This is a genomic window from Micromonospora sp. L31 (assembly GCF_052068075.1).
GTDB classification, from domain to species: Bacteria; Actinomycetota; Actinomycetes; order Mycobacteriales; family Micromonosporaceae; genus Micromonospora; species Micromonospora purpureochromogenes.
On the sequence record NZ_JBQHDC010000003.1, the window covers coordinates 225,511 to 249,026 of the forward strand.

General features: G+C 72.1%; 20 protein-coding genes and 1 pseudogene. 13 read left to right on the forward strand and 8 right to left on the reverse strand.

Going from position 1 to position 23,516, the window contains the following annotated elements:
• Complete coding sequence (mshB, locus tag ACTMS9_RS10660) at positions 1 to 924, reverse strand: N-acetyl-1-D-myo-inositol-2-amino-2-deoxy-alpha-D-glucopyranoside deacetylase (protein ID WP_441142445.1); 924 nt, start codon at positions 922 to 924, stop codon at positions 1 to 3.
• Between the two features lie 87 nt (positions 925 to 1,011).
• On the opposite strand from mshB, the gene ACTMS9_RS10665 reads away from it, so the two are divergent.
• Entirely contained in the window at positions 1,012 to 3,153 is a 2,142-nt protein-coding gene (locus tag ACTMS9_RS10665; protein WP_441164808.1) for a prolyl oligopeptidase family serine peptidase, read from the forward strand.
• A gap of 56 nt (positions 3,154 to 3,209) precedes the next feature.
• Here the strand turns inward: ACTMS9_RS10665 and ACTMS9_RS10670 are convergent, their stop codons facing one another.
• The 5 genes and pseudogenes from ACTMS9_RS10670 to ACTMS9_RS10690 all read right to left on the reverse strand — a co-directional run bounded on the left by ACTMS9_RS10670 (position 3,210) and on the right by ACTMS9_RS10690 (position 9,372).
• Positions 3,210 to 4,904: an ABC transporter substrate-binding protein gene (locus ACTMS9_RS10670; RefSeq protein WP_441164810.1), complete on the reverse strand. Its 1,695-nt coding sequence runs from the start codon at positions 4,902 to 4,904 to the stop codon at positions 3,210 to 3,212.
• A gap of 203 nt (positions 4,905 to 5,107) precedes the next feature.
• Positions 5,108 to 6,094, reverse strand: a complete 987-nt coding sequence (locus ACTMS9_RS10675; protein ID WP_441142442.1) for an ABC transporter permease — start codon at positions 6,092 to 6,094, stop codon at positions 5,108 to 5,110.
• A gap of 10 nt (positions 6,095 to 6,104) precedes the next feature.
• Positions 6,105 to 7,115: an ABC transporter permease gene (locus ACTMS9_RS10680; RefSeq protein ID WP_441164812.1), complete on the reverse strand. Its 1,011-nt coding sequence runs from the start codon at positions 7,113 to 7,115 to the stop codon at positions 6,105 to 6,107.
• A gap of 185 nt (positions 7,116 to 7,300) precedes the next feature.
• Positions 7,301 to 8,320 (reverse strand): annotated as a pseudogene (locus tag ACTMS9_RS10685) (ABC transporter ATP-binding protein); the annotation flags it as partial.
• Positions 8,317 to 9,372, reverse strand: coding sequence for an ABC transporter ATP-binding protein (locus ACTMS9_RS10690; protein WP_441142635.1), 1,056 nt, complete (start codon positions 9,370 to 9,372; stop codon positions 8,317 to 8,319). The gene ACTMS9_RS10690 and the pseudogene ACTMS9_RS10685, both read right to left, overlap by 4 nt.
• 287 nt (positions 9,373 to 9,659) lie before the next feature.
• Here ACTMS9_RS10690 and ACTMS9_RS10695 point away from each other — a divergent pair, with 287 nt between their 5' ends.
• From ACTMS9_RS10695 to ACTMS9_RS10725, 7 genes are all read left to right on the forward strand, one after another.
• Positions 9,660 to 10,208 carry a Uma2 family endonuclease gene (locus ACTMS9_RS10695; RefSeq protein ID WP_441164972.1) on the forward strand — a complete coding sequence of 183 codons (549 nt, stop codon included), beginning with the start codon at positions 9,660 to 9,662 and terminating at the stop codon, positions 10,206 to 10,208.
• A 33-nt stretch (positions 10,209 to 10,241) separates the two neighbouring features.
• Positions 10,242 to 11,678, forward strand: coding sequence for a TldD/PmbA family protein (locus ACTMS9_RS10700; protein ID WP_441142440.1), 1,437 nt, complete (start codon positions 10,242 to 10,244; stop codon positions 11,676 to 11,678).
• Positions 11,675 to 13,054, forward strand: a complete 1,380-nt coding sequence (locus ACTMS9_RS10705) for a TldD/PmbA family protein (RefSeq protein ID WP_441164814.1) — start codon at positions 11,675 to 11,677, stop codon at positions 13,052 to 13,054. The genes ACTMS9_RS10700 and ACTMS9_RS10705 overlap by 4 nt, the downstream gene beginning before the upstream one ends.
• A 191-nt stretch (positions 13,055 to 13,245) precedes the next feature.
• Complete coding sequence (locus ACTMS9_RS10710) at positions 13,246 to 14,589, forward strand: DUF4872 domain-containing protein (RefSeq protein ID WP_441164815.1); 1,344 nt, start codon at positions 13,246 to 13,248, stop codon at positions 14,587 to 14,589.
• A gap of 269 nt (positions 14,590 to 14,858) precedes the next feature.
• Positions 14,859 to 15,665: a hypothetical protein gene (locus ACTMS9_RS10715; RefSeq protein ID WP_441164816.1), complete on the forward strand. Its 807-nt coding sequence runs from the start codon at positions 14,859 to 14,861 to the stop codon at positions 15,663 to 15,665.
• Between the two features lie 13 nt (positions 15,666 to 15,678).
• Complete coding sequence (locus tag ACTMS9_RS10720; protein ID WP_441142436.1) at positions 15,679 to 17,595, forward strand: fumarate reductase/succinate dehydrogenase flavoprotein subunit; 1,917 nt, start codon at positions 15,679 to 15,681, stop codon at positions 17,593 to 17,595.
• Entirely contained in the window at positions 17,595 to 18,662 is a 1,068-nt protein-coding gene (locus ACTMS9_RS10725) for a succinate dehydrogenase/fumarate reductase iron-sulfur subunit (RefSeq protein WP_441164817.1), read from the forward strand. Before ACTMS9_RS10720 ends, ACTMS9_RS10725 begins: the two co-directional genes overlap by 1 nt.
• 168 nt (positions 18,663 to 18,830) lie before the next feature.
• On the opposite strand, the gene ACTMS9_RS10730 is transcribed toward ACTMS9_RS10725, so the two are convergent.
• The gene (locus ACTMS9_RS10730; RefSeq protein WP_374103781.1) at positions 18,831 to 19,220 is read right to left on the reverse strand and encodes a (deoxy)nucleoside triphosphate pyrophosphohydrolase; all 390 of its coding nucleotides are present in this window, start codon (positions 19,218 to 19,220) and stop codon (positions 18,831 to 18,833) included.
• 237 nt (positions 19,221 to 19,457) lie between these two features.
• Here ACTMS9_RS10730 and ACTMS9_RS10735 point away from each other — a divergent pair, with 237 nt between their 5' ends.
• Positions 19,458 to 19,766, forward strand: a complete 309-nt coding sequence (locus ACTMS9_RS10735; RefSeq protein WP_154942109.1) for a 4a-hydroxytetrahydrobiopterin dehydratase — start codon at positions 19,458 to 19,460, stop codon at positions 19,764 to 19,766.
• A 304-nt stretch (positions 19,767 to 20,070) separates the two neighbouring features.
• Complete coding sequence (locus tag ACTMS9_RS10740; protein WP_247658321.1) at positions 20,071 to 20,409, forward strand: hypothetical protein; 339 nt, start codon at positions 20,071 to 20,073, stop codon at positions 20,407 to 20,409.
• A gap of 64 nt (positions 20,410 to 20,473) precedes the next feature.
• On the opposite strand, the gene ACTMS9_RS10745 is transcribed toward ACTMS9_RS10740, so the two are convergent.
• Positions 20,474 to 21,547 carry a DUF4190 domain-containing protein gene (locus tag ACTMS9_RS10745; protein ID WP_441164819.1) on the reverse strand — a complete coding sequence of 358 codons (1,074 nt, stop codon included), beginning with the start codon at positions 21,545 to 21,547 and terminating at the stop codon, positions 20,474 to 20,476.
• 85 nt (positions 21,548 to 21,632) lie between these two features.
• Here ACTMS9_RS10745 and ACTMS9_RS10750 point away from each other — a divergent pair, with 85 nt between their 5' ends.
• The 3 genes from ACTMS9_RS10750 (at position 21,633) to ACTMS9_RS10760 (ending at position 23,489) form a co-directional block, all read left to right on the forward strand.
• Positions 21,633 to 21,995 carry a PH domain-containing protein gene (locus ACTMS9_RS10750; RefSeq protein ID WP_088960401.1) on the forward strand — a complete coding sequence of 121 codons (363 nt, stop codon included), beginning with the start codon at positions 21,633 to 21,635 and terminating at the stop codon, positions 21,993 to 21,995.
• A gap of 193 nt (positions 21,996 to 22,188) precedes the next feature.
• Complete coding sequence (locus tag ACTMS9_RS10755) at positions 22,189 to 22,812, forward strand: DUF6928 family protein (protein ID WP_441164820.1); 624 nt, start codon at positions 22,189 to 22,191, stop codon at positions 22,810 to 22,812.
• The gene (locus ACTMS9_RS10760; RefSeq protein WP_441164822.1) at positions 22,809 to 23,489 is read left to right on the forward strand and encodes a class I SAM-dependent methyltransferase; all 681 of its coding nucleotides are present in this window, start codon (positions 22,809 to 22,811) and stop codon (positions 23,487 to 23,489) included. The genes ACTMS9_RS10755 and ACTMS9_RS10760 overlap by 4 nt, the downstream gene beginning before the upstream one ends.
• Positions 23,490 to 23,516 lie beyond the last annotated feature (27 nt).

Consider the following 23,516-nt stretch of genomic DNA (forward strand, 5'->3'; position numbering starts at 1 on the left):
TCACCGGAGCCCGGCCACCGCGACCGGGGAGCGGTCGGTGCCGTCCGCGGCCAGCCCGGCGAAGAGGTCGTCCTCCCAGCCGTACGGGCCCTTGCCGGGGCCCTTCTCGCCCACCGCGAGGGTGAAGTACTCCACGCCCATGAACTCGGCGCCGAAGTTGCCGGCGATCGAGTACAGCCACGAGGTGGCCGGGATCTGGGTGGCGTGCGCGCGCATCGCCGCCTCCTTGGCGGCATGCTGGTCGGTGGCGTCGATCCGCGCGGCGATCTGCGGATCGGGCGTGCCGAAGGGCAGCTCGTCTGCGCTGTCGATGCCGTCGAAGGGGTTGTCGGACGCCTCGGTGAAGGCGGTCAGGCCGGCCTCCAGCACGCTGCGCGGCATGGCCGTCCAGTAGACCTTGGCCGGGGCGAAGCCCTCGGCGGCGGCCAGCTCGTGCGCGCGCATCGCCACCCGGTGGGCCTGGATGTGGTCGGGGTGGCCGTAGAAGCCGTTCGGGTCGTACGTGATCATGACCTGCGGGCGGACCTCGCGCATGATCTCCACCAGGTGCCCGGCGGCCTCGTCGAGGTCGGCCTGCCAGAAGGCCCGGGGGTGCTCGTTGGTGGCGAGCCCCATCATGCCGGAGTCGCGGTAGCGGCCGGCGCCGCCGAGGAAGCGGTGGTCGGTGACGCCGAGCGCGGCACAGGCGGCCGCCAGCTCGCCGATCCGGTAGCCGCCGAGCTGGTCGGCCTCGGCGGCGGCGAGCTGCGCCAGCTCCGGCACGTGGATCTCGCCCTCCTCGCCGAGAGTGCAGGTGACCAGCGTGACGTGAGCGCCGCTGGCGGCGTACCAGGCCATCGTCGACCCGGTGCCGATGGACTCGTCGTCGGGGTGCGCGTGAACCAGCAGAAGGCGTCGATTGGGCAGCGTCGTCACGTCCGTCACTCTAACCGGCGGTCTCCGTCCGCCGAGCCTGACGCGTCCGCCCAGGTCGGCCACATCACGTCGCGAGCCGCCCTACGATCTGGAGCTGTGGACTTTCCCGAGCTGGCCGCCCGCACCCGTCGGTTCAGCCACGGGGCGCCGCGCGCCGTTTCCGTGGCCGACGACGGCTCCCGGGTGGTCTTCCTCCGCTCGGGCGGTCCCGAGGACCCGGCCGAGCAACTCTGGTCGCTGGAGGTCGCCAGCGGCGAGGAGCGGCTGATCGCCGACCCGGCCGCGCTGCTCGGCGCCGACACCGAACCGGGCGCGCTCGCCCCGGGCGAGCGGGCACTGCGCGAACGGCTGCGGCTCAGCAGCGCCGGCATCGGCTCGTACGCCCTGGACGCCGCCGGCCGGGTGGCGGTCTTCGCGCTGGCCGGGCGGCTGTTCCGGGCCGACCTGGTGCACGGCGACGTGGTCGAGGTGGAGACCGTCGGGCCGGTGATCGACCCGCGGCCGGACCCGACCGGCGAGCGGCTGGCGTACGTCACCGACGCCGCCGAGGGCGTCCGCCGGGGCCAGCTGCGGGTGGTCGAGTCCGACGGCACCGACACCCTGCTGGCCGGCGAGGATTCCGGCGTGACCTGGGGGCTGGCCGAGCACGTCGCGGCCGAGGAGTTCGACCGGTTCCGCGGCTACTGGTGGGCGCCCGACGGCCGGTCGGTGCTGGCCGCCCGGGTGGACGAGTCCCGGCTGCCGCGCTGGCACCTGCACGACCCGGCCGACCCGACGAGCCCGCCGACCACGGTCGCGTACCCCCGCGCGGGCGGGCCGAACGCCGAGGTCAGCCTGCACCTGCTCGACCTTGACGGCGGCTGGGTCGACGTGCACTGGGACCGCGAGACCTACCCGTACCTGGCCTCGGTGGGCTGGGCCGACGGCGGGCCGCTGATCACGGTGCTGCGCCGCTCACAGCAGCACGGCCTGGTGCTGGCCGTGGACCCGCGCACCGGGGAGACGCAGGTGCACGCCGAGCTGGCCGACCCGCGCTGGGTGGAGCCGATCCCGGGCACCCCGGCGCACCTGCCGGACGGCCGGGTCCTGGTCGGCGGGGAGCTGGCCCACGACGGGTACGACGCCCGCTGCCTCTTCGCCGACGGCACCCTGCTCACCCCGCCCTCGCTCTACGTACGCCGGGTGGTGGGGCGGCTGCCCACCGGCGGCGGCCCGGCGGACCTGCTGGTCGAGGCGAGCGAGGGCGAGCCGAGCCAGCGCCACCTGTACCGGGTCCGCACGGTGATCGGCGGCGGCGTGGACGCCCGCCGGATGAGCGGCACCCCCGGCTGGCACACCGCCGCGGTGGGCGGGGACGTGCTGGTGGTGGGCACCGCCTCGCTGGACGACGCGGGGACGAGCTGGTCGGTCTGGCGCGGCGACCGGGAGGTGGCCCAGTTGCGCTCGCTGGCCGCCACCCCGCCGTACGCCCCGCGCCCGATGCTGGTCCGGGTGACCGACCGGCGGCTGCCGTCCGGCGTGCTCTACCCGAGCGACCACGTCAAGGGCACCCGGTTGCCGGTGCTGCTGGACGTGTACGGCGGTCCGGGTCACCAGGAGGTGGTGGCCGCCCGGGCGGCCTGGCTGGAACGGCAGTGGTGGGCCGACTCCGGCTTCGCGGTGGTGACCGTCGACAACCGGGGCACCCCGGGGGTGGCGCCCTCGTTCGAGAAGGCGGTGCACCGCCGGCTGGCCGACGTGATCCTGGCCGACCAGGTGGACGCGCTGACCGCGCTGGCCGGCAAGCACCCGGACCTGGACCTGGACCGGGTGGCGATCCGGGGCTGGTCGTTCGGCGGCTGGCTGGCCGGGCTGGCCGTGCTGCGGCACCCGGAGCTGTTCCGCTGCGGCATCGCCGGCGCCCCGGTCACCGACTGGCACCTGTACGACACCGCCTACACCGAGCGCTACCTGGGCCTGCCGGACGACGGGATCGACGTGTACGGCCACCACTCGCTGGTGGAGCTGGCCGCCGAGCCGCTGCTCGAGTCGGAGCAGGCCCGGCCGCTGCTGCTGGTGCACGGCCTGGCCGACGACAACGTGGTGGCCGCGCACACGCTGCGGCTGTCGGCGGCGCTGCTGGCCACCGGGCGCCCGCACGCGGTGCTGCCGCTGACCGGGGCCAGCCACCTGGCCGCCGACGGGCTGTCCGAGCGGCTGCTCCGGCTGGAGCTGGACTTCCTGCGTACGCACCTCTGAGACGCGGAAGGCCCCGGCCGACACCGTTGTCGACCGGGGCCCGTCCCTACCGCGAGTTACTGCTTGACGTGCGCGTTGACGAAGGACGGGTAGCCGAAGACGCTGGAGATGAAGACCCCGCCGGCCTTGGAGCCGTGCACGACGTAGGCCACGTCGACGTAGAGCGGCACCACCGGGGCGTGCTCCTTCATGATCCGCTCATCGAGCTTGCCCCACTCCGGGCCCTGGTCGGCCGGGGCCATGGCCAGGATCCGGTCGAACTCGGCGTTGATGGCCGGGTCGTTGAAGTAGGACTGGTTGCTGTTGCCCTCGGCCTTGATCGACCGGCCGTCGTAGAGCACCGGCAGGATGGACGCGCCGCTCGGCCAGTCCGCCGCCCAGTTGCCGATGTACAGGTCCCAGGGGTTGTTCTTCTTCTTGATCTCGTCGAGCTTGGCGTCGTCCGGGATGTTCCGGATCGTGATCTTGAAGCCGGCCTTCTCCAGGTTGCTCTTGATCTGGGTGGCCATCTCCTGCTCCTCCGAGTCGTCGGAGGCGCCGAGGACGAGCTGCGGGGTCTGGCCGCCGAGCAGCTCCTTGGCCTTGTCGATGTCGCCGCTGGCGCCCGCCGGGTACGCGTCGTACGCCTTGTAGCCGATCGTCGCCGGCGGCATCAGCGTGGTCAGCGGGGCCGCCACGGTGGAGCCACCGATGGTCTTGATCAGGCCGTCCCGGTCGATGGCGTAGTTGAGCGCCTGCCGGACCTTGAGGTCGGTGACCCGCTGGGTGTTGATGACCAGCTGGTTGGCGCTCGGCGTCGGGGAGAGGATGGTCCGCGACTTCAGGTTGGCGTCACCGGCGACCTTGGCCACCAGCGAGGCGGGCACGAAGTTCCACGCGAGCGCGCTCTGGTCGGCGCCGTTGTCGGCGATCACCCGGTTGTTCGCGGCGTCGGCGGTCGGGCCGAACGTCCAGACGAACTGGTCCGGGTACTGGTGCCGCACCGGGTCGGTCTTCGGGTCCCAGTTCGGGTTGCGGTCCAGGGTCAGCTGCACGCCGACCTGGTGCTTGGCGACCTTGTACGGGCCCGACGAGAACGGCTTCTGGTCGAGGTTGACGCCGGTGTCCATCTCCGGCTTGAGCGGCGCGGTGGTGGGCAGCGAGACGGCGAACGGCAGGTCGCAGCGGGGCTTGGCGAACTCGAAGCGCAGCGTCTTCGCATCCGGCGTGGTCAGGCCCGGGGGCAGCCCGGTCTTGTTCTTCTTGAAGTCCCACTTGGTGTCGAACTGCGGGCTGTCGGCCAGCCACTCCTGGATGTAGGTCGGGCCGCCGGGCAGGTCCGGGTCGAAGGAGCGGGCGATGCCGTACGCGATCTCCTTCGAGGTGATCGCGCTGCCGTCCTCGAACTTCACCCCGTCCTTGATCTTGAATTCCCAGACCTTGCAGTCGTTGTTGACGTTGGTGCCGGGCGTCTCGGCCAGGTCACCCACCAGCACCAGGCCGCCCTTGCCGTCGTCCTTCCAGGTGGTCAGGTAGCGGGCGAAGAGCGGGTTGGCCATCAGGCCGGCGAACGAGTACGTCCGCTGCGGGTCCAGGTGGGAGATCGGCGTCTCCCGGATGATGCTGAAGGTGCCGCCCTTCTGGGCCCCCTCGACCTCGGCCGCCGGCCCCTGGGAGTCCTTCGGGTCGGTCGCGATCACCCCGGTCTGCTTCCGGTTGTTGTCCACCACCGGGCCGTCGTCCGTGTTCTTCGTGCACGCGCCCAACGCCACAACCAGTGCGATAGCGCCGGATGCGGCTGCCGCCACCCGTGGTCGCATGTCGTACCTCCTCCACCGTGTGCTCTGCGGGCGCCGGGCGGGGACCCGCCGACGTCCCGAGGATCGTAAAGAAGAAAACCTTCAAGTTGTGTAACAGTTGTCGCTAAATTTCAACGACGCGTACATCGGGTGTCCGCTCCCGACCCGCGACGGCGTCAGCCAAGCCGGACCCGCGGGTCGATCGCGGCGTAGAGCAGGTCCACCACCAGGTTGGCGACCACCACGAAGAAGGCCGCGATCAGCACGGTGGCCATGATGGTGGGCAGGTCACCGCCCTTGACCGCGTCCACGGCGGTACGCCCCAGCCCGGTCAGGCCGAAGGTCAGCTCGGTGATCACCGTGCCGCCCAGCGCTCCGCCGACGTCCAGCCCGGCGATGGTGACCACCGGGGTGATCGCCGCGCGCAGCGCGTGCCGCCCGTACACCTGGGGTTTGGCCAGGCCCTTGGCGCGCGCGGTCCGGACGAAGTCCTCCGACAGCGTCTCCAGCATCTGTGCCCGGGACAGCCGCGCGTAGATGGCGGAGAAGAGGAAGGCCAGCGCGACCCAGGCGAGCACCAGCCCGCTCGCCCACTTCAGCGGATTGTCGAGGATCGACGTGTAGCCGGGCACCGGCAGCAGCCGCGTGGTGTAGACGAAGACCAGCAGCAGCACCGCGCCGACGAAGTAGAGCTGCAACGAGGCGCCGGTCAGCGAGAAGCCGATCGCGGCCCGGTCCACCCAGGTGCCCCGACGCAGCGCGGAGATCATGCCGAGACCCACCCCGAGCAGCAACCAGAGGATCGCCGCCGGGATCACGATGCTCAGCGTCACCGGCAGCACCCGGGCGATGGTGTCGGAGACCGCCTCGTTGGCCACGTAGGACCAGCCCAGGCAGGGGGCTTCACACCGACCGCCCTGGGCGCTGCCCAGGTCCCGGCCGGTGAAGATGCCCTTCATGTAGCCGGCGTACTGGGTGACGAGCGGATCGCGCAGCCCCAACTCCTGGCGTACCCGCTCCAACCGCTCCGGGTTGCAGTTCTTCGGGCACATGCCGCTGACCGGGTCCCGGGGCAGCGCGAAGAACATCAGGAAGGTCAGCACGCTCACCACGAAGAGGGTGAGGGCGGCGGAGAAGATCCGCTTGATCAGGAAACGGGCCATGTCGGCACCCCTACCGCGACGACTTCGGGTCGAGCGCGTCGCGCAGCGCGTCCCCGAAGAGGTTGAAGGCCAGCACCAGCAGGAAGATCGTGACGCCGGGGAAGAAGACGTACATCGGGTCGGTCTCCAGGTACCGCAGGCTCCGGAAGATCATCCGGCCGAAGCTCGGCGTCTCCTCGGAGAGCCCGACGCCGATGAAGGCGAGCGCCGCCTCGCTGGTGATGAACTGCGGCACCGCCAGCGAGAAGGCCACCAGGACCGGCGCCCAGATGTTCGGCAGCAGCTGCCGGAAGAGCATGTGCCCCAGGCCGGCGCCGCTGGCCCGGGCCGCCTCCACGAACTCCCGCTCGCGCAGCGCGATCACCTGCCCGCGGACCAGCCGCGCGGTGCTGGTCCAGCCGAAGACCGCGAAGATCCCGATCAGCATCGCCACGCCGAACGCCTCGGGCACCGCGGCGCGCTGGCCGTAGAAGCGCAGCACCAGCGTCGGCGTCAGGGCCAGCGCGATGATCAGGAACGGCATGGCCAGCACCAGGTCGGTGATCCAGGTGATCACCGCGTCGACCCAGCCGCCCAGGTAGCCGGCGACGACACCGAGCGTCACGCCGAGCGCGGTGCTGAGCACCGCCGCCGAGAAGGCGATCAGCAGGGAGGTCCGCAGCCCGTACACCATCCGGATGAAGATGTCCCGGCCGGTGCCGGGCTCCAGCCCGAACCAGTGCTCGCCGGAGATGCCGCCCAGGTAGCCCAGCGGCATGCCGCAGCACGAGTCCAGCTTGTCCTTGAAGTCCTCGCCGGGACCGACGCCGTACACCATCGACAGCAGCGGGGCGACCAGCGCGACCACCACGAAGAAGACCAGCAGGGCGGCACTGACCCGGGCGGTCCGGTCCCGGCGCAGCCGGGCCAGCGCGAGCTGACCGGGTGACCGGCCGACGACGCCTCTGCTCCGCGGCGCGTCGCCGTCGCCGCCGGACTCGATCTCCGCCAGCGCCACGCCCTCGATCGGGGACAGACTCACTTCGCCACCTCCTCGCCGCTCGCGCCCACCGACCCGGCCGGGGGCGTCGACCCGGCCGGAGCCGTCGACTCCGCCGACTCCACCGACTCCGCCGGCTGCACCGGCCGCACCGGCCGCACCGGAACCACCGGGCCGGCGGCGGCCACCGGGCCGGCCTCCGGGCTCGTGCCGGCCGGTTCCCCTTCGGGGCTCGTGCCAGCCGGTTCCCCTTCGGGGCTCGTGCCAGCCGGTTCCCCTTCGGGGAAGTGGCAGGCGGTGGCCTGCCGGCCGCCGTCCCGGGGCACCAGGGCCGGTTCCTCGGTGGCGCAGACGTCCTGCGCCTTCCAGCAGCGGGTCCGGAACCGGCAGCCCGAGGGCGGGTCCAGCGGCGTCGGGACGTCGCCGGCCAGCCGGATCCGCCCGGCCGGGCCGAGCGCCGTCACGTCCGGGATCGCCGACAGCAGGGCCCGGGTGTACGGATGCTGCGGCCGTTCGTAGATGTCGGCCCGGTCGCCGATCTCGACGATCCGGCCGAGGTACATGACGGCGACCCGCTGGCAGAAGTGCCGCACCACGGCCAGGTCGTGGGCGATGAACACGAACGCCAGGTCGAGGTCGCGTTGCAGGTCCCGGAGCAGGTTGATCACCTGCGCCTGGATCGAGACGTCCAGCGCGGAGACCGGCTCGTCGGCGACGATCAGCTTGGGCCGCAGCGCCAGCGCCCGGGCGATGCCGATGCGCTGCCGCTGCCCGCCGGAGAACTCGTGCGGGTAGCGGTTGTAGTGCTCCGGGTTCAGCCCGACCAGCTCCAGCAGTTCCTGCACCCGCTTGCGCACCCCGCCGGGCGGGTCGATGCCGTTGACCTGCAACGGCATCGCCACGATCCGGCCCACGGTGTGCCGGGGGTTCAGCGAGGCGTACGGGTCCTGGAAGATGATCTGAAGGTCCTGCCGCAGCGGCCGCAGCTCCCGCCGCCGGGCGTGGGTGATGTCCCGGCCGGCGAACTCGATGGTCCCGGCGCTGGGCTCCAGCAGCCGCACCAGCATCCGGCCAGTGGTGGTCTTGCCGCAGCCGGACTCCCCGACCAGGCCCAGGGTCTCCCCCGGCCGCACGTCGAAGTCCAACCCGTCGACCGCCCGCACCAGCCCCCGGCTGCGTAGTCCGGTGCGCACCGGGAAGTGCTTGGTCAGCCCGCGTACCCGCAGCAGGGGTTCGGTCTCACTCATCGGGCCACCCCCACCTGTGCCACGTCCTCCTGGTAGAGCCGGGTGCGCTCCTGCGCCGACAGGTGACAGGCGACCAGGTGGCCGGCCTCGCCCGCCGGGCCCAGCTCGGGCACCTCGGCGCGCGAGCGGTCACCGTTGCGGCCGGCGTACCGGCAGCGCGGGTGGAACGCGCAGCCCGACGGCAGGTTGATCAGCGAGGGCGGCGTGCCGGGGATCGGCACCAGGTCCGCGTCCGCGTCGCCGTGCAGCGAGGGCACGCTCGACAGCAACCCCCAGGTGTACGGGTGCTGCGGGCGCCGCAGCACCTGCTCGACCGTGCCCCGTTCGACCGCCCGGCCCCCGTACATCACCAGCACGTCGTCGGCGACCTGGGAGACCACGCCCAGGTCGTGGGTGATCAGGATGATCGCCGAGTGGAACTCGGCCTGCAGGTCGGTGAGCAGGTCCAGGATCTGCGCCTGCACGGTCACGTCGAGGGCGGTGGTCGGCTCGTCGGCGATCAGCAGGTCCGGGTTGTTGACCAGCGCCATCGCGATCATCGCCCGCTGCCGCATGCCGCCGGAGAACTCGTGCGGGTACTGGTCGAAGCGGCGCGCCGGCTGCGGGATGCCGACCCGGCCGAGCATGTCGACCGCCCGGGTACGCGCCTCCCGCCGGCCCGCCCCCGGGTGGTGCACCCGGTACGCCTCGGCGATCTGCCGGCCCACCGTGTAGTAGGGGTGCAGTGCCGACAGCGGGTCCTGGAAGATCATCGCCATGTCCCGGCCGCGCAGCCGGCGCACCTCCTCGTCGGGAAGGCCGACCAGTTGACGACCGCCGAGGGTGATCTCCCCGGTGATGGTGGTCCGCTTGGCGTCGTGCAGGCCCAGGATGGCCAGCGAGGTGACGCTCTTGCCCGAGCCGGACTCGCCGACGATGCCGAGCGTGCGCCCGCGCGCCACCGAGAAGGACACCCCGTCGACCGCGCGTACCACCCCGTCGGTGGTGTCGAACCGGACCCGCAGGTCGTCGACCCGCAGGTGGGGCGCCTCGACAGCGCGCTGCTCCGGCACGCCGGGGCGGTCGTCCGACTGCCCGGACGGCACGGGTTCCGGACTGTCCACGACCGCCTCCCTCAAGTTGTAGAGAACCTACAACAAAGCTTCGAGGGTGAAAATAAGCTACAAGCCGCGGAGCTGTCAGCGGCCCACAGCGTAACGAGTCGACAACGGGCGTGAACAGCCCTCACCAGGACATCCACCGCGGCAACTCGATGTCGTCGGCCCACGCTCGCACGTCGGGTGCGACGATGGTCGTGGCGGCCACGGAAGGATTCGACGCCAGAGAGGTGGAGGTGACGATGACCGCGGCGGTGTTCGACCACGACGGCCCGTGGACCGAAGAGGAGTACCTCGCCCTCGGCGAGACGCAGCAACGCGTCGAACTCTTCGACGGGAGCCTCCACGTGACCCCAGCCCCCACTCCACGCCACCAGCGCATCTCGCGCAAACTGGGCAACATCCTCGAAGCCGCGGCCGAGACCGCCGGGCTGGAACTCCTGGAGGCGGTGAACGTCCGGCTCCGACCGGGCCGGATCCCCATTCCCGATCTCGTCATCACCGGACCGGTCGACCTGGACGAACTCATCATCGACGCGGTCGACGTCCGGCTCATCTGCGAGATCATCTCGCCGAGCAACGCGGCCACCGACAAGGTGCTCAAGATGCACTACTACGCCGCCGCCGGCATCGAGTGGTACCTCCTCGTCGAGCAGGAGACCGGCACGTTGCACCTCTACCGGCGGCAGGGCAGCCACTACGTCGAGCAGTCGGTGACCAAGCCAGGTGACACGTTGGAGCTGAGCGAGCCGGTGAAGGCCGCCATCCGGCCGGAGGAGCTCGTCCCCTGACGAACGTCGGCCGGCTCGCCTAGGGTCGGGCGCATGACCGAGTTCGACGCGGCCTCCGCCGCCGTCCAGGCCGCCCTCGACGCGGGCGCCCGGTACGCGGACGCCCGGGTGATGCACCGCCGCTACGAGTCGATGTCGGCCCGCAACGGCGCCATCGAGGAGCTGACCCAGGACGAGAGCATCGGCCTGGGGGTGCGGGCGCTGGTCGGGTCGAGCTGGGGCTTCCACGCCGTACCCGAGCTGTCCGACGCCGCGGCCCGCGATGCCGGCCGGCGCGCCGCGGCGATCGCCGCCGCGAGCGCGCGGGTGCCCGGCCCGCCGATCGACCTGGTGCAGGCCGGAGCGGCCGTGGCGAGCTGGGCCTCGTCGTGCCGGGTCGACCCGCTCGGGGTCGCCCTCTCCGACAAGGGCGACCTGCTGGTCGGGGCCACCGCGACGATGCGGGAGCACGGCGCCGACCTGGCCGAGGGGCTCTACCAGATCTGGGACACCGCCAAGTGGTTCGTCTCCAGTGAGGGGCACCGGATCGACCAGCGCATCCGCGAGTGCGGCGGCGGCATCTCGGCCACCTCCATCGGCGACGGCGAGACCCAGCGCCGCTCCTACCCCAGCTACCGGGGCCAGTACGGCACCACCGGTTGGGAGCTGGTCGAGTCGCTGGACCTCACCGCGCACGCCGCGCGCATCGCCGAGGAGTCCCGGGCGCTGCTCACCGCGCCCGAGTGCCCGGCCGGCGAGACCGACCTCATCCTCGGCGGCGAACAGCTCGCGTTGCAGATCCACGAGTCGGTCGGCCACGCCATCGAGCTGGACCGCATCCTCGGCTGGGAGGCCGCCTTCGCCGGCACGTCCTGGTTGGACCTGGCCCAGCTCGGCTCGCTGCGCTACGGCTCCGAGCTGATGAACGTCACCATCGACCCGACCATCCCGGGCGCACTGGGCAGCTTCGGCTTCGACGACGAGGGCTCCCCGGCGGTCCGCCGGGACGCGGTCCGCGAGGGGCGCTGGGTGGGCGTGCTCGCCGGTCGGGACTCGGCCGCCGTCGCCGGTCTCGACCACGGCGGCAGCGTACGGGCCGACGGCTGGGCCCGGCTGCCGATGGTCCGGATGACCAACGTGGGCCTGGAGCCCGGCCCGCACACCCTCGACGAGATCATCGCCGCCACCGACGACGGGGTGCTGATGGACGTCAACCGCTCCTGGTCGATCGACGACAAGCGGCTCAACTTCCAGTTCGGCTGCGAGATCGGCTGGGAGGTGAAGAACGGCCGGCGCGGGCGGATGCTGCGCAACCCCACCTACACCGGCATCGGCCCGCTCTTCTGGCGCTCGATGGACATGCTCTCCTCCGAGACCGTCGCCTGGGGCACACCCAACTGCGGGAAGGGCCAGCCCGGCCAGGTCGGCCACACCGGCCACCCGGCCGCCCCGGCCCGCTTCCGGGACGTCCGAGTGGGGGTACGCGCATGACCGAGCTGGACGTCGCCGGTCAGGTGATGGAGCTGGTCCGCCGGCTGGCCGGCCCCGACGCGCAGGCCGAGGTGACGGTGACCCGGCACGACCTGGCGCTGACCCGGTTCGCCAACTCCTTCATCCACCAGAACGTGGCCGAGTCCGGGGTATCGGTGCGGCTGCGGCTGCACGCCGACGGCCGGACCGCCGCCGGCGGTGGCAGCCTGGTCGACGCCGACGGCCTGCACGCGCTGGTCGAGCGGACGGTGGCGGCGGCGCGGCTCTGCCCGCCGGACCCGGCCTGGCCGGGGTTGACCCCGCCCACGGCGGTGCGCTCCAGCGGCCTGCTCGACGAGGACACCGCCTACGCCGAGCCGGGCGCGCGGGCGGACCGGGTGCGCGCCTTCGTCGACGCGGTGGACGGCCTGGAGGCGGCCGGCTACTGCCGGACGTCGTACCGGTCCGGGGCGTTCGCCAACTCCGCCGGCCACACCGCGCAGGGCCGCACCACCGAGGCGGCGATGGACGGCATCGCCCGGACCGGCGGCGCGGACGGGGTGGCCCGGCTCTGCGCCGACCGCCTGGCCGACCTCGACGGGGCGGCGCTGGGCACCCGGGCCGCCGGCAAGGCGCGCGCCGCCGCCGACCCGGTGGAGCTGCCCCCGGGCCGGTACGAGGTGGTGCTGGAGCCGGCCGCGGTGGGCGACCTGCTGCAGAACTTCTCCTGGTACGGCTTCAACGGCAAGCGGTACGCCGAGCGGCAGTCCTTCGCCGAGCCGGGCAGCGCCCAGTTCGACCCGTCGGTGACCCTGGTCGACGACCCGCTGCACGCCTCCGCCCTCCCGTACGACCTGGAGGGCACCGCCCGGCGGGCGCTGACGCTGGTCGAGGCCGGGGTGACCAGCGCGGTGGCACACGACCGGCGCAGCGGCGCCGAGGTGGGCACCGGGTCCACCGGCCACGGCATGGTCGGCGCGTCCACCTTCGGCCCGATCCCGCGCAACCTCCGCCTGCTCGCCGCGGCCGGCCCCGGCAGCGGCGCCGAGTTCACGCCCGGGGCGGTGGCGGACGGGGACACGGCCGCGCTGGTCGCCGGGATGGAGCGCGGGCTGCTGGTCAGCGACTTCTGGTACACGCGGGTGCTCGATCCGAAGAGCCTGGTGATCACGGGGCTGACCCGCAACGGGGTGTGGCTGGTCGAGGACGGGGTGCCGACCCGGGCGGTCCGCGACTTCCGGTTCACCGAGTCGTACCCGCGGGCGCTGGCGCCGGGCGCGGTGCTCGGCCTCGGCCGACGGCCGGTCCGCCAGCCGGACCGGCTGGACGGGGTCTGGTGGGAGGCGCCGGCGCTGCGCCTGGCGGCCTGGAACTTCACCGGCGGCGCCTCCGGCTGACCTCGGGTACCGTGGTCGCCGGCACGCTCGCGTGCCGGACCTCCTGACCTGGCGCCCACGCCGCCGGGCCGAGCGGGGGCGAAGGTGGCCCGTTGCCATCGCGAGTGACGCGTGTCGTTCGGGCCGATCCGCCGGATGGACGCGACGCTGGCGTGGGGTACGGCGGTCGCGCTGTCCAGAAGGCGTAGCTCATGACCGAACAGAAGAAGCTCAAGCAGCGGGTACGGGCCCGCATGGCGGCCACCGGCGAGAGCTGGACCACCGCCCGCCGTCAGGTGCTGGCCCACGCCGAGCCGTCGGCGGACCGGGTGCTCCCGCCGGGCCTCGTGCCCGGCTACCGCACCTTCGGTCCCCGCCAGCACCGCGAGTCGGGGCTGCTCGCCCACGTGCTGGCGGCACAGGGGGTGCGCGCGCCGCACACCGACGCCCCGTACACCGAGGCCATGCTCGCCGGGCTCGGCGGCGGTGTGGGATTCATGTACGCGGTGTTCGAGTACCGCGACCTGCCCCCGTTGCTGACCATCGTGGCCCAGCACCATCCACAGCCCTGGGTACCGGCCGCGCTGGACCGGCTGGGCCTGCCGTACGTCGAGGAACACAGCTCGAAGGCGGGACCGGCGATCGAACGGCTCCGGACGGCGCTGGGCGCAGGCCGACCTGTCTTCGCCACCGTGGACCGCAGTCGACTCCCGTGGCACGGACTGGAACCGGGGCCCGGCAACGACCCCTATCCGGTGGTGGTCGCCGGCGTCGACGGGGATGTCCTCCACCTGGACGACGAGGGGCCGCACCCCCGCCAGCTCCCGGTGCAGACGTTCGCCGCCGCCTGGTCGGCCCACCGCAAGGGGCGCCACCAGGCCGTCACGGTCACCGCCACCCGCCAGCGGACCGACCTGCCGACCGCGATCCGCGACGCCGTCGCCACCACCGTCGCACACCTGACCGGTCCGGTCCTCCACACCAGCTTCGACACCAACTTCGGCTTCAGCGGCATGGCGAAGCTCGCCCACCAGTTGCGCGACACCCGCACCAGAACCGGTTGGGCCCGGCGCTTCGGGGCCCCGGTGCCCTTCTTCCACGGCGTGCGCCGGTTGTACGAGTGCCTGGAGGTGGAGTACACCGCGCCCGGCGCCACCCGGCTGGTCTACGCCGACTTCCTCGACGAGGCCGCACCCCTGGTCGGCGACCGGCTCACCGAGGCCGCAGCGCTGTTTCGCCACTCCGGTGAACAGTGGTCGCGCCTCGCGGCACTCGCCCTGGACACGGTGCAGGGACTCGGCGCGTACACCGAGGTGGCCGAGCAGCGCATGGCGCTGGTCTTCAGCCGGGGGCGCGACGCCGAGGCCGAGATCCGGGAGCTGACCCGACGCCTGGCCGAACTCACCGAGGAGTTCACCGCCGAGGACCAGCTCGGGGCGGTCGGCCGGCAGGAGCTCTTCGCCGCCATGGCGGATCTGGTGGAATCCTGCCTGGAGTCGGAGCGGCACGCGGTGACCGCGCTGGCCGGCAGGACCATCGGCGGGGTCGTCGGCTGACCGTCCGGCGTCAACCGAAGACGATCTTTTCCGGCTGACGGACATTGATCATGCTCCGGGTCTTTCCAACCTGCGGGACACACGGGACACTGCGTTGCGCGGCCGGGCCGTGGAGATCGGCGTAACGTGTGTCACTTAGCTGCGCCGTCATGCCGGTGCGGTCGTTGGTGTGCGCAAAGACGTGGCAGTGGACCCCAGTCCCACCGGTCCGCTGACCGAACGGAACGTGATCCGCCGCCCGCGAGGGCCCCGTCAGGGAGACGACTCGAATGACATCAACGGCAACGAAGCCGCTGCGGGCGCGGGCGCGCGCCGCCATCGCGGCGAAGACGTTGCGGACCGACCGATGGTGGCTCGCCCCACTGCTCACCTTCCTCGGGCTCAGCGCCTGGGTCGCGTACGCGACGGTCCGGGTCTTCATGCACAAGTGGTACTGGGTCGACGCGTACCACTACCTGACCCCGTTCTACTCCCCGTGCGTGACCGACCGGTGCGTCGAGGGTGCCTCGCACTTCGGCCGGTTCCTGCCCGGCTGGTGGATCGTCCCGGACGCCGCGCTGACCCTGCCGTTCCTGCTGTTGTTCCGGTTGACCTGCTACTACTACCGCAAGGCGTACTACCGCTCGTTCTGGCTGTCGCCGCCGGCGTGCGCGGTGCCGGACGGGCACAAGGCGTACAGCGGCGAGACCCGGTTCCCGCTGCTCGGGCAGAACCTGCACCGCTACTTCTTCTACGCCGCCGCGATCATCTCGCTGATCAACACCTGGGACGCGATCCTGGCCTTCCACTCGCCGAAGGGCTTCGGCTTCGGGCTGGGCAACATCATCCTGCTCGGCAACGTGGTGATGCTGTGGGCGTACACCATCTCCTGCCACTCCTGCCGGCACATCATCGGCGGGCGGCTCAAGCACTTCTCGAAGGCTCCGATGCGTTACAAGGCCTGGACCTTCGTCTCCGCCCTGAACGTCCGGCACATGCAGCTCGCCTGGATCACCCTCGGCACCCTCGCCCTGACGGACTTCTACGTCATGGCGGTCGCGGCCGGCTGGTTCAACGACCTGCGGTTCATCAACTAGAGGGCGCCTGGACATGACGACTACCACTCGCATCGAACGACACCACTACGACGTCGTCGTGATCGGGGCCGGCGGCGCCGGCCTGCGCGCGGCGATCGAGGCCCGGCTGGCGGGCAAGAAGACGGCGATCATCTCCAAGTCGCTCTTCGGCAAGGCGCACACCGTGATGGCCGAGGGCGGCGCGGCGGCCGCCATGGGGAACGTGAACAACCGGGACAACTGGCAGGTCCACTTCCGCGACACCATGCGCGGCGGCAAGTTCCTCAACAACTTCCGGATGGCCGAGCTGCACGCGAAGGAGTCGCCGCAGCGGATCTGGGAGCTGGAGACCTACGGGGCGCTCTTCGACCGCACCAAGGACGGGAAGATCTCCCAGCGCAACTTCGGCGGTCACGAGTACCCGCGGCTGGCGCACGTCGGCGACCGCACCGGCCTGGAGCTGATCCGCACCCTCCAGCAGAAGATCGTCTCCCTCCAGCAGGAGGACAAGCGCGACCACGGCGACTACGAGGCCCGGATCAAGGTCTTCTCCGAGACCACGATCACCGAGCTGCTGCTCGACGGTGACCGGGTCGCCGGCGCGTTCGGCTACTACCGGGAGTCCGGCGAGTTCGTCCTCTTCGAGGCGCCGGCGGTGGTGCTGGCCACCGGCGGCGTCGGCCGGTCCTACAAGGTCACCTCGAACTCCTGGGAGTACACCGGGGACGGTCACGCGTTGGCGCTGCGCGCCGGGGCGACGCTGATCAACATGGAGTTCCTCCAGTTCCACCCCACCGGCATGGTCTGGCCGCCCTCGGTGAAGGGCATCCTGGTCACCGAGTCGGTGCGCGGCGACGGCGGCGTGCTGAAGAATTCCGAGGGCAAGCGGTTCATGTTCGACTACGTCCCCGACGTCTTCCGCAAGCAGTACGCGGAGACCGAGGAGGAGGCGGACCGCTGGTACACCGACCCGGACAACAACCGGCGCCCGCCGGAGCTGCTCCCCCGCGACGAGGTCGCCCGCGCGATCAACAGCGAGGTCAAAGCCGGCCGGGGTACGCCCGCGGGCGGCGTCTACCTGGACATCGCCTCCCGCCGCTCGGCGGAGGAGATCCGTCGCCGGCTGCCGTCGATGTACCACCAGTTCAAGGAGCTGGCCGACGTCGACATCACCGCCGAGCCGATGGAGGTCGGCCCGACCTGCCACTACGTGATGGGTGGCGTGGAGGTGGACCCGGACTCGGGCGCCGCGTACGGCACCGTGCAGGGGCTCTTCGCTGCGGGTGAGGTCTCCGGGGGCATGCACGGCTCCAACCGCCTCGGCGGCAACTCCCTGTCCGACCTGCTGGTCTTCGGCAAGCGGGCCGGCGGGCACGCGGCGTCGTACGCCGACCAGCTCGGCGCGCGGCCGAAGGTGTCGATCGGCGCGGTGGAGGCGGCGGTGGAGACGGCGCTGGCGCCCCTGCAGCGGGACACCGGTGAGAGCCCGTACACCCTCCAGCAGGATCTCCAAGCGGTGATGGGGGATCTGGTCGGGATCATCCGGCGCGAGGGTGAGCTGGTCGACGCGCTGCGCCGGCTGGCGGAGCTGCGCGAGCGGGTGGCCAAGGTCAGCGCCAGCGGCGGCCGGCGCTACAACCCGGGCTGGCACCTGGCCCTGGACCTGCGCAACATGCTGGTGGTGTCGGAGTGCACCGCCAAGGCGGCGCTGGAGCGGCAGGAGTCCCGGGGCGGGCACACCCGGGAGGACTTCCCGGCGATGGAGCCGAAGTGGCGGCGGGTCAACCTGGTCTGCTCCCTGGACGGCGACACCGTACGCCTGGACCACAAGCCGCTGCCGACGATGCGGCCGGAGCTGATCGGCCTCTTCGACCGTGCCGAGCTGGCCAAGTACCTGACCGACGAGGAGCTCGCGGAGTTCGACGCCCTCGCTGAGGAGGCGGGCAAGTAATGGGCAACAAGCGACAGTTCCGGATCTGGCGGGGCGACGAGACCGGCGGCGACCTGCAGGACTACACGGTCGAGGTGAACGAGGGCGAGGTGGTCCTCGACGTCATCCACCGGCTCCAGGCCACCGACGCGCCCGACCTCGCCTGCCGGTGGAACTGCAAGGCGGGCAAGTGCGGCTCCTGCTCGATGGAGATCAACGGCAAGCCGCGGCTGAGCTGCATGACCCGGATGTCGACCTTCGAGGAGGCCGAGACGGTCACCGTCACCCCGCTGCGCACCTTCCCGGTCATCCGGGACCTGGTCACCGACGTCTCGTTCAACTACGAGAAGGCCCGGGAGATGCCGGCCTTCGCGCCGCCGGCCGACGTGCCGCCCGGGGACTACCGGATGCAGCAGGTCGACGTGGAGCGCTCGCAGGAGTTCCGCAAGTGCATCGAGTGCTTCCTGTGCCAGACCGTCTGCCACGTGATCCGCGACCACGAGGAGAACAAGCAGGCCTTCGCCGGCCCCCGGTTCTTCATCCGGGCGGCGGAGCTGGACATGCACCCGCTGGACGCGAAGACGGACCGCAAGGATTACGCGCAGGCCGAGCAGGGCCTCGGCTTCTGCAACATCACCAAGTGCTGCACCGAGGTCTGCCCCGAGCACATCAAGATCACCGACAACGGGATCATCCCCATGAAGGAGCGGGTCGTCGACCGCAGGTACGATCCCCTCGTGTGGCTTGGTAGCAAGATCTTCCGTCGGGGTGACACGCCCCAGAGCACCGCGGGCAGCGCGGGGAAGGAGTCCGCGGTGCACAGCGGCGCTCGTCAGGCTGGGGTCCACTCGCACGCGGGGGGTTCGCACGATCCGCTCGCCGAGGTGCAGGCCCAGCAGGGTGTGAACTGGCACCGCGAGGTCCCGCACCCGACCGCCCCGGCGGTCGACGCCACCGGCCGGCTGCCGCTGACGGAGCTGACCTTCGACCGGGCGGCGGCACCGTCGCCGTTCGGCGACGACGTCACCTTCCCGCTGCCGCCGGAGCACCTCAACTTCGCTCACCCGAGCCAGGACGAGAAGCACTGATCACGACAAGCATCGACGGGGGCCGCGGCGACAGCCGCCGGCCCCCGTCCCCTTTTCGCCCCCCTGTCGCTTTCCCCCGGGCCGCCCAGCTCGTCGATCATGAACTTGTTGCCCGCCGGCCGGCGTGTCGGGGCGACAACTTCATGATCGCCGGGCGGACACCGGGGGTCAGGGGGCGGTCAGCAGGAGGGGGCGGAGGGCGGCCACGATGGGAACGTCGGCGGGGAGCCAGGTGACGGTGTCCAGTTCGGCGGCGGAGAGCCAGCGCATGGCCTGGTGCTCCAGCGCCTTCGGCTGGTCGTCGTGCAGGAGCCGGGCCGCGTACACCTTGAGCACCGAGCGGCCGTGGGCCATCCGGACGTCGCGGCCCACGCGGTCGCCGATCTCGACGCGTACGGCCAGCTCCTCGGCGCACTCACGGGCCAGCGCGGCGGTCTCGCTCTCGCCCGGCTCGACCTTGCCGCCGGGGAACTCGTACATCCCGGCCACCTCCGGCGGCGCGGACCGCGCGCAGGCCAGCACCCGCCCGTCGCGGATGATTGCCGCCCCGACGACCACCTTCGGCTCGCGCCGCTCGGCCTGTCCGCTTCCGCCTACCCGTTCGGTCCGCACGGGCGTCCAGCGTGCCAGATCAATCGTCGGTTTGGGTACCGTCCCCGACCGGTAGGTCAGCAGAACACGGAAGTGTGGGCGTGGACACACCGTCCCACTGACGACAGACTAGTGAACATCGCGAGGACACGGGACGGCGACGATTTGGCCACAAGCCGGCAACGACGCCTGGGAGGTGCGGTGATGCGCGGGCTGTTCAACAGCCGGTCGAAGCACGACTACCTCAGCGACGCGCTGACGCTCCTCACCGGGTGGACCCGCGAGGGTGAGCAGATCCGGCGGACCCTCGTGATGGACGACACCCAGCACGCGGCGCTGACCGAACGCGTCAAGGTGGTCGCGGACGCGCTCCGGCTACGTCCCGAGATCAGTCGCCGGGACGAGGAGACCCAGATCCGGGTCGGGCACGGCGACGGTGAGCCGCTGACCGAGGGCGAGGTCCTGCTGGCGGCCCGCATCGAGGACGCGTACCGGGCGGTCACCGCCTCCTGAGCGGCACCCGTCGTGGCCGCAGCCTGGTGGCCCGTCTCCATCGTCGGCCCCCGTCCCCCACCGCCGGGGTGATCGGCGGCGTCGCTCCCAGCCTAGGGCTCGCCGGTGCCGCCCGGCCTCGCCGGAACGTGCGGGCCCGGGCCGGCCGAGTGGCCGGTCGGCGACGGTCCGTCGCCCCCTCCTGAGACTTTCCTGAAAATCTGTCGTTTCCGTGAAGTCGCCCAGGGTAGAAGCTTCGGCACGGGCCGACTGAAAAGGCCCGTAGAGGACTAACCCACACGAAGTTATCCCCTTTGGAGCTGACATGACCACGCCCACCGGCACCAACGTCACCACCCACGGCGTCGACCACCACGGCGACCACCTCGGCCACCACGACGTGCGGGTCGCCCGTCGGCACGGCGACGAGACCAAGCCCTCGTGGAAGACCACCGAGCTCGCCGTCTACCTGCTCTCCGTGATCGGCGTGCTGATCGCCTCGAACGCCGTCGGCGACGGCGCCGCCAACAACGGCGGGGACTACTTCGCCGCCGACAAGGCCTGGTGGTACATCACCCTGCTGACCATCGGTTATCTGGTCAGCCGGGGCCTGGCGAAGTCGGGCAGCCGCAGCCGCGACGACGACCCGCGCACCAACCACTGACGACCGCACCTCCGCAGCCCTGCCGCGCCGCGTCCCCCGACGCGACCGGCGGGGCTCGCGGGTGTCAGCGCGCCGGTTCGCCCTGCACGGTGGACAGACCCAGGGCCCGGCGTACGGCCAGCTCCGTCTGCGGCTCGCGACGCTGCTCGGCCTGCGCCACCAGCCGGAGCGTCTGGTCACGGTCGGCGGCCTTCTCGGCGTCCCGCCAGTACGCCGCGGCCTCCTGCGCCTCGGCGATCAGCTTCTCCATCGGCTCCTTGACCTGCGCCGGCCACGCCTGGGCGCTGAGCGCGAGCCAGAACCGGCCGTTGGCCGTCGCCGTCCGGGCCACCATGGCGCGCAGCTCGGCCGGCGCGGCGGTCGGGCCGTGGGCGGCGAGGACCGCCCGGGCCTCGTCGAGCTCGCGGGTCGCCATCAGGTAGGCCAACTGCTCGGGGCGGACCACCGTGGCGTCCTGGCGCAGCTGCCTCGTCAACGGCGTCGACCCGGCGGCCAGATAGCAGGTGATCTGCGGATAGGTCGGCCACTCGACCCGCGACGGGACGTACCAGCGCAGCCGCACGTCCGGCGGGAGCGAGAGCGGGTCGAGGACGTAGCTGCGCTGCTGCTGCCGGCAGGCCGTCTCGGCCCGCGCAGACAGCGCGGCCGTACCCGGGTACGCCTCACCGGCGTGCCGAACGTAGGCGGGCAGGCGGTCGACCAGCTCCGCGTCGTGCGGCGTGGTGCAGGGCACCGTGGTGACCTCCTCCGGCGCGGTGCGCGTACCCGTGGGGGTGTCGTCGACGCGGAAGCAGTCACCCGCCCGCAGCCCCCGGACGCCGACCGCCGGGTCGGGCCGGGACACCACCCCGGTGAGGACCAGCACCAGCGCCAGCGCCCAGACGCCGCAGAGCACCAGGCCGGCGACCGCCAGACCCCGGCCCCGCTCGCCGGTCCGCCTGATCCGGCACAGCGCGAACACCCCGGCCACCGCCCCCAGCACGCCGCCGAGCAGGCCGAGGACGAAGGCGGCGACCGCCAGGCGGTTCATCCGCCCGTGCGACGGCCGGGGACCCGCCCACGGCTCCCACTCGCCCGCGGCCGCCTCGGCGAGGCCGGGCGACGCCGGTTGCCTCGACCTGGTGTCGTCCGTGGTCATGTCGCGTTCCTTCCCCCGTGTCCCCCGTGCGGCGTGCAGACTAGTCGACCGGGCCGGCTGGCGTCCGCTTCCTACCGTGGGATCCATGGCCAATGCGACGTACGACCGCAAGGAGCAGTTCCAGCAGATCCAGAGTGGACTGCTCGACGGAGAGCAGATCATCGCCGTCTACGACGCCGTCGGCACCGGCACCGGGTTCATCGGGCTCACCGACCGGCGCGTGATCATTCAGGACCGGTCGTTCATCGGCAAGCGGTACGCCATCACCAGCATCCCGTACTCGAAGATCACCAGCGTGAGCGTGGTGAGCAACAAGTCGTGGGGTGGCTCGTTCTTCTCCACCGGAGCGATCGCCGTCCACGTCGGCACGCACACCTACGAGGTGGAGTTCCGGGGCGCGCAGAAGAGCCACCACGTGCACAACGTGATCCTGCACTACATCTCCTGACCCCCCGGCTGTCGTAGCTTCCGGCTAGCGTCGCCGGCATCGCATGAGACCGACGGGGAGTGGTGGATGGGCGCCAAGACCGGATTGCTGGCCTTCGCCGACGGGGACGTGCCGAGCGCACTCCGACGCGGCGGCACACCCGACGCTCGCCGCACAGCCGAACTGGTCCGCCGCCGCGCACCCGGGTTTCGACGTGCGCGCCACCGCTGGCAGCACCCTCTCCGACGGCAGCTACCCGCCGGACGACGTGACCTACGCGGCGAGCCTGCCCGGCGTCGACATCCTCTGCGACCAGCGGTTCATGGTGGACCGTCCATCCGAGCTGCCGGCTCACCTGCTGGGGCTGGCCGCCGGCCGGCGGGTCGTCCTGCACGCGATGCACTCGGTCGTCGACTGGCTGGCCTTCGCCGTCTGGGAGGACGGGGAGCTGGTCCGCTCACTGAGCGTCTCCCCCGGTGGCGGTGTCGGCGAGGACATCGGCACGCCGTACGCCTTCGAGCTGCCGTACCGGGCGGGCGAGCACCCGGTGCGGCCCGTGCCGGGGTGGACCGACGACGAGCCGTACCCGCTGCCCTACCACCCGCTGACGCTGGGCGAGGAGGCGCTGCGCCACCTGTTCGGCTTCGTCCTGGAGGGTCGCCGGAAGCCCGACGATCTGGACGCGGACAGGATCGCCCTGCTCGGCTTCCGGGTGGTGGACCCGACCGGCCGTGCGGCCGCCGAGCGTGCCGCCATGTTGGAGCTGGTACGGACGATGTGGCCGCCCCGCCGGTTCCGTTACGAGAACGGCCGGATGGTCGAGGTCGTGGACCGGTGATCGCCCCGGACGGTTCCGACGGCGTGCCCCGCGCGACCGACCACGACCGGGTACGCCGGAGCTACGACACGGTGGCCGAGACGTACTGGGAACGCATCGGCGACGAACTGGCCGGCAAGCCCCTCGACCGGGCGCTGCTCGCGGCCCTCGTCGAGCGGGCCGGCGTCGGGCCGGTGGCCGACCTGGGGTGCGGGCCCGGGCACGTGGCGGCCTGGCTGGCGGAGCGCGCCGTCGTCGCCGTCGGCGTCGACCTCTCCCCCGCGATGGTCGCCGCCGGCCGGCGCAGGTACCCGGAGGTGGAGTTCCGCCAGGGTGACCTGCTGAGCCTGCCGGCGGCGGACGGCGAGTTCGGCGCGGCGGTGGCGCTCTACTCGGTCATCCACCTGCGCCCGGCGGAGCTGCGGCCGGCGTTCGCCGAGATGCGGCGGGTGCTGCGGCCCGGCGGCCCGCTGCTGGTGGCGTTCCACGTGGGCGCCGAGGTGCAGCGGCTGACCGACTGGTGGGGCCACCACGTCGATGTCGACTTCCACTACCACGAGGTGGAGACCGTCGCCGGAGCACTGCGCGAGGCCGGCTTCACCGAGGAGGCTCGGCTGGAACGGGCACACCACCCGCAGGAGGGCGAGACGCAACGCTGCTACCTGCTGGTCCGGCGCCCGGACGAGGGACCGAGCTGAGCGGACGTGTCGGGGGCCGCCGCTAGG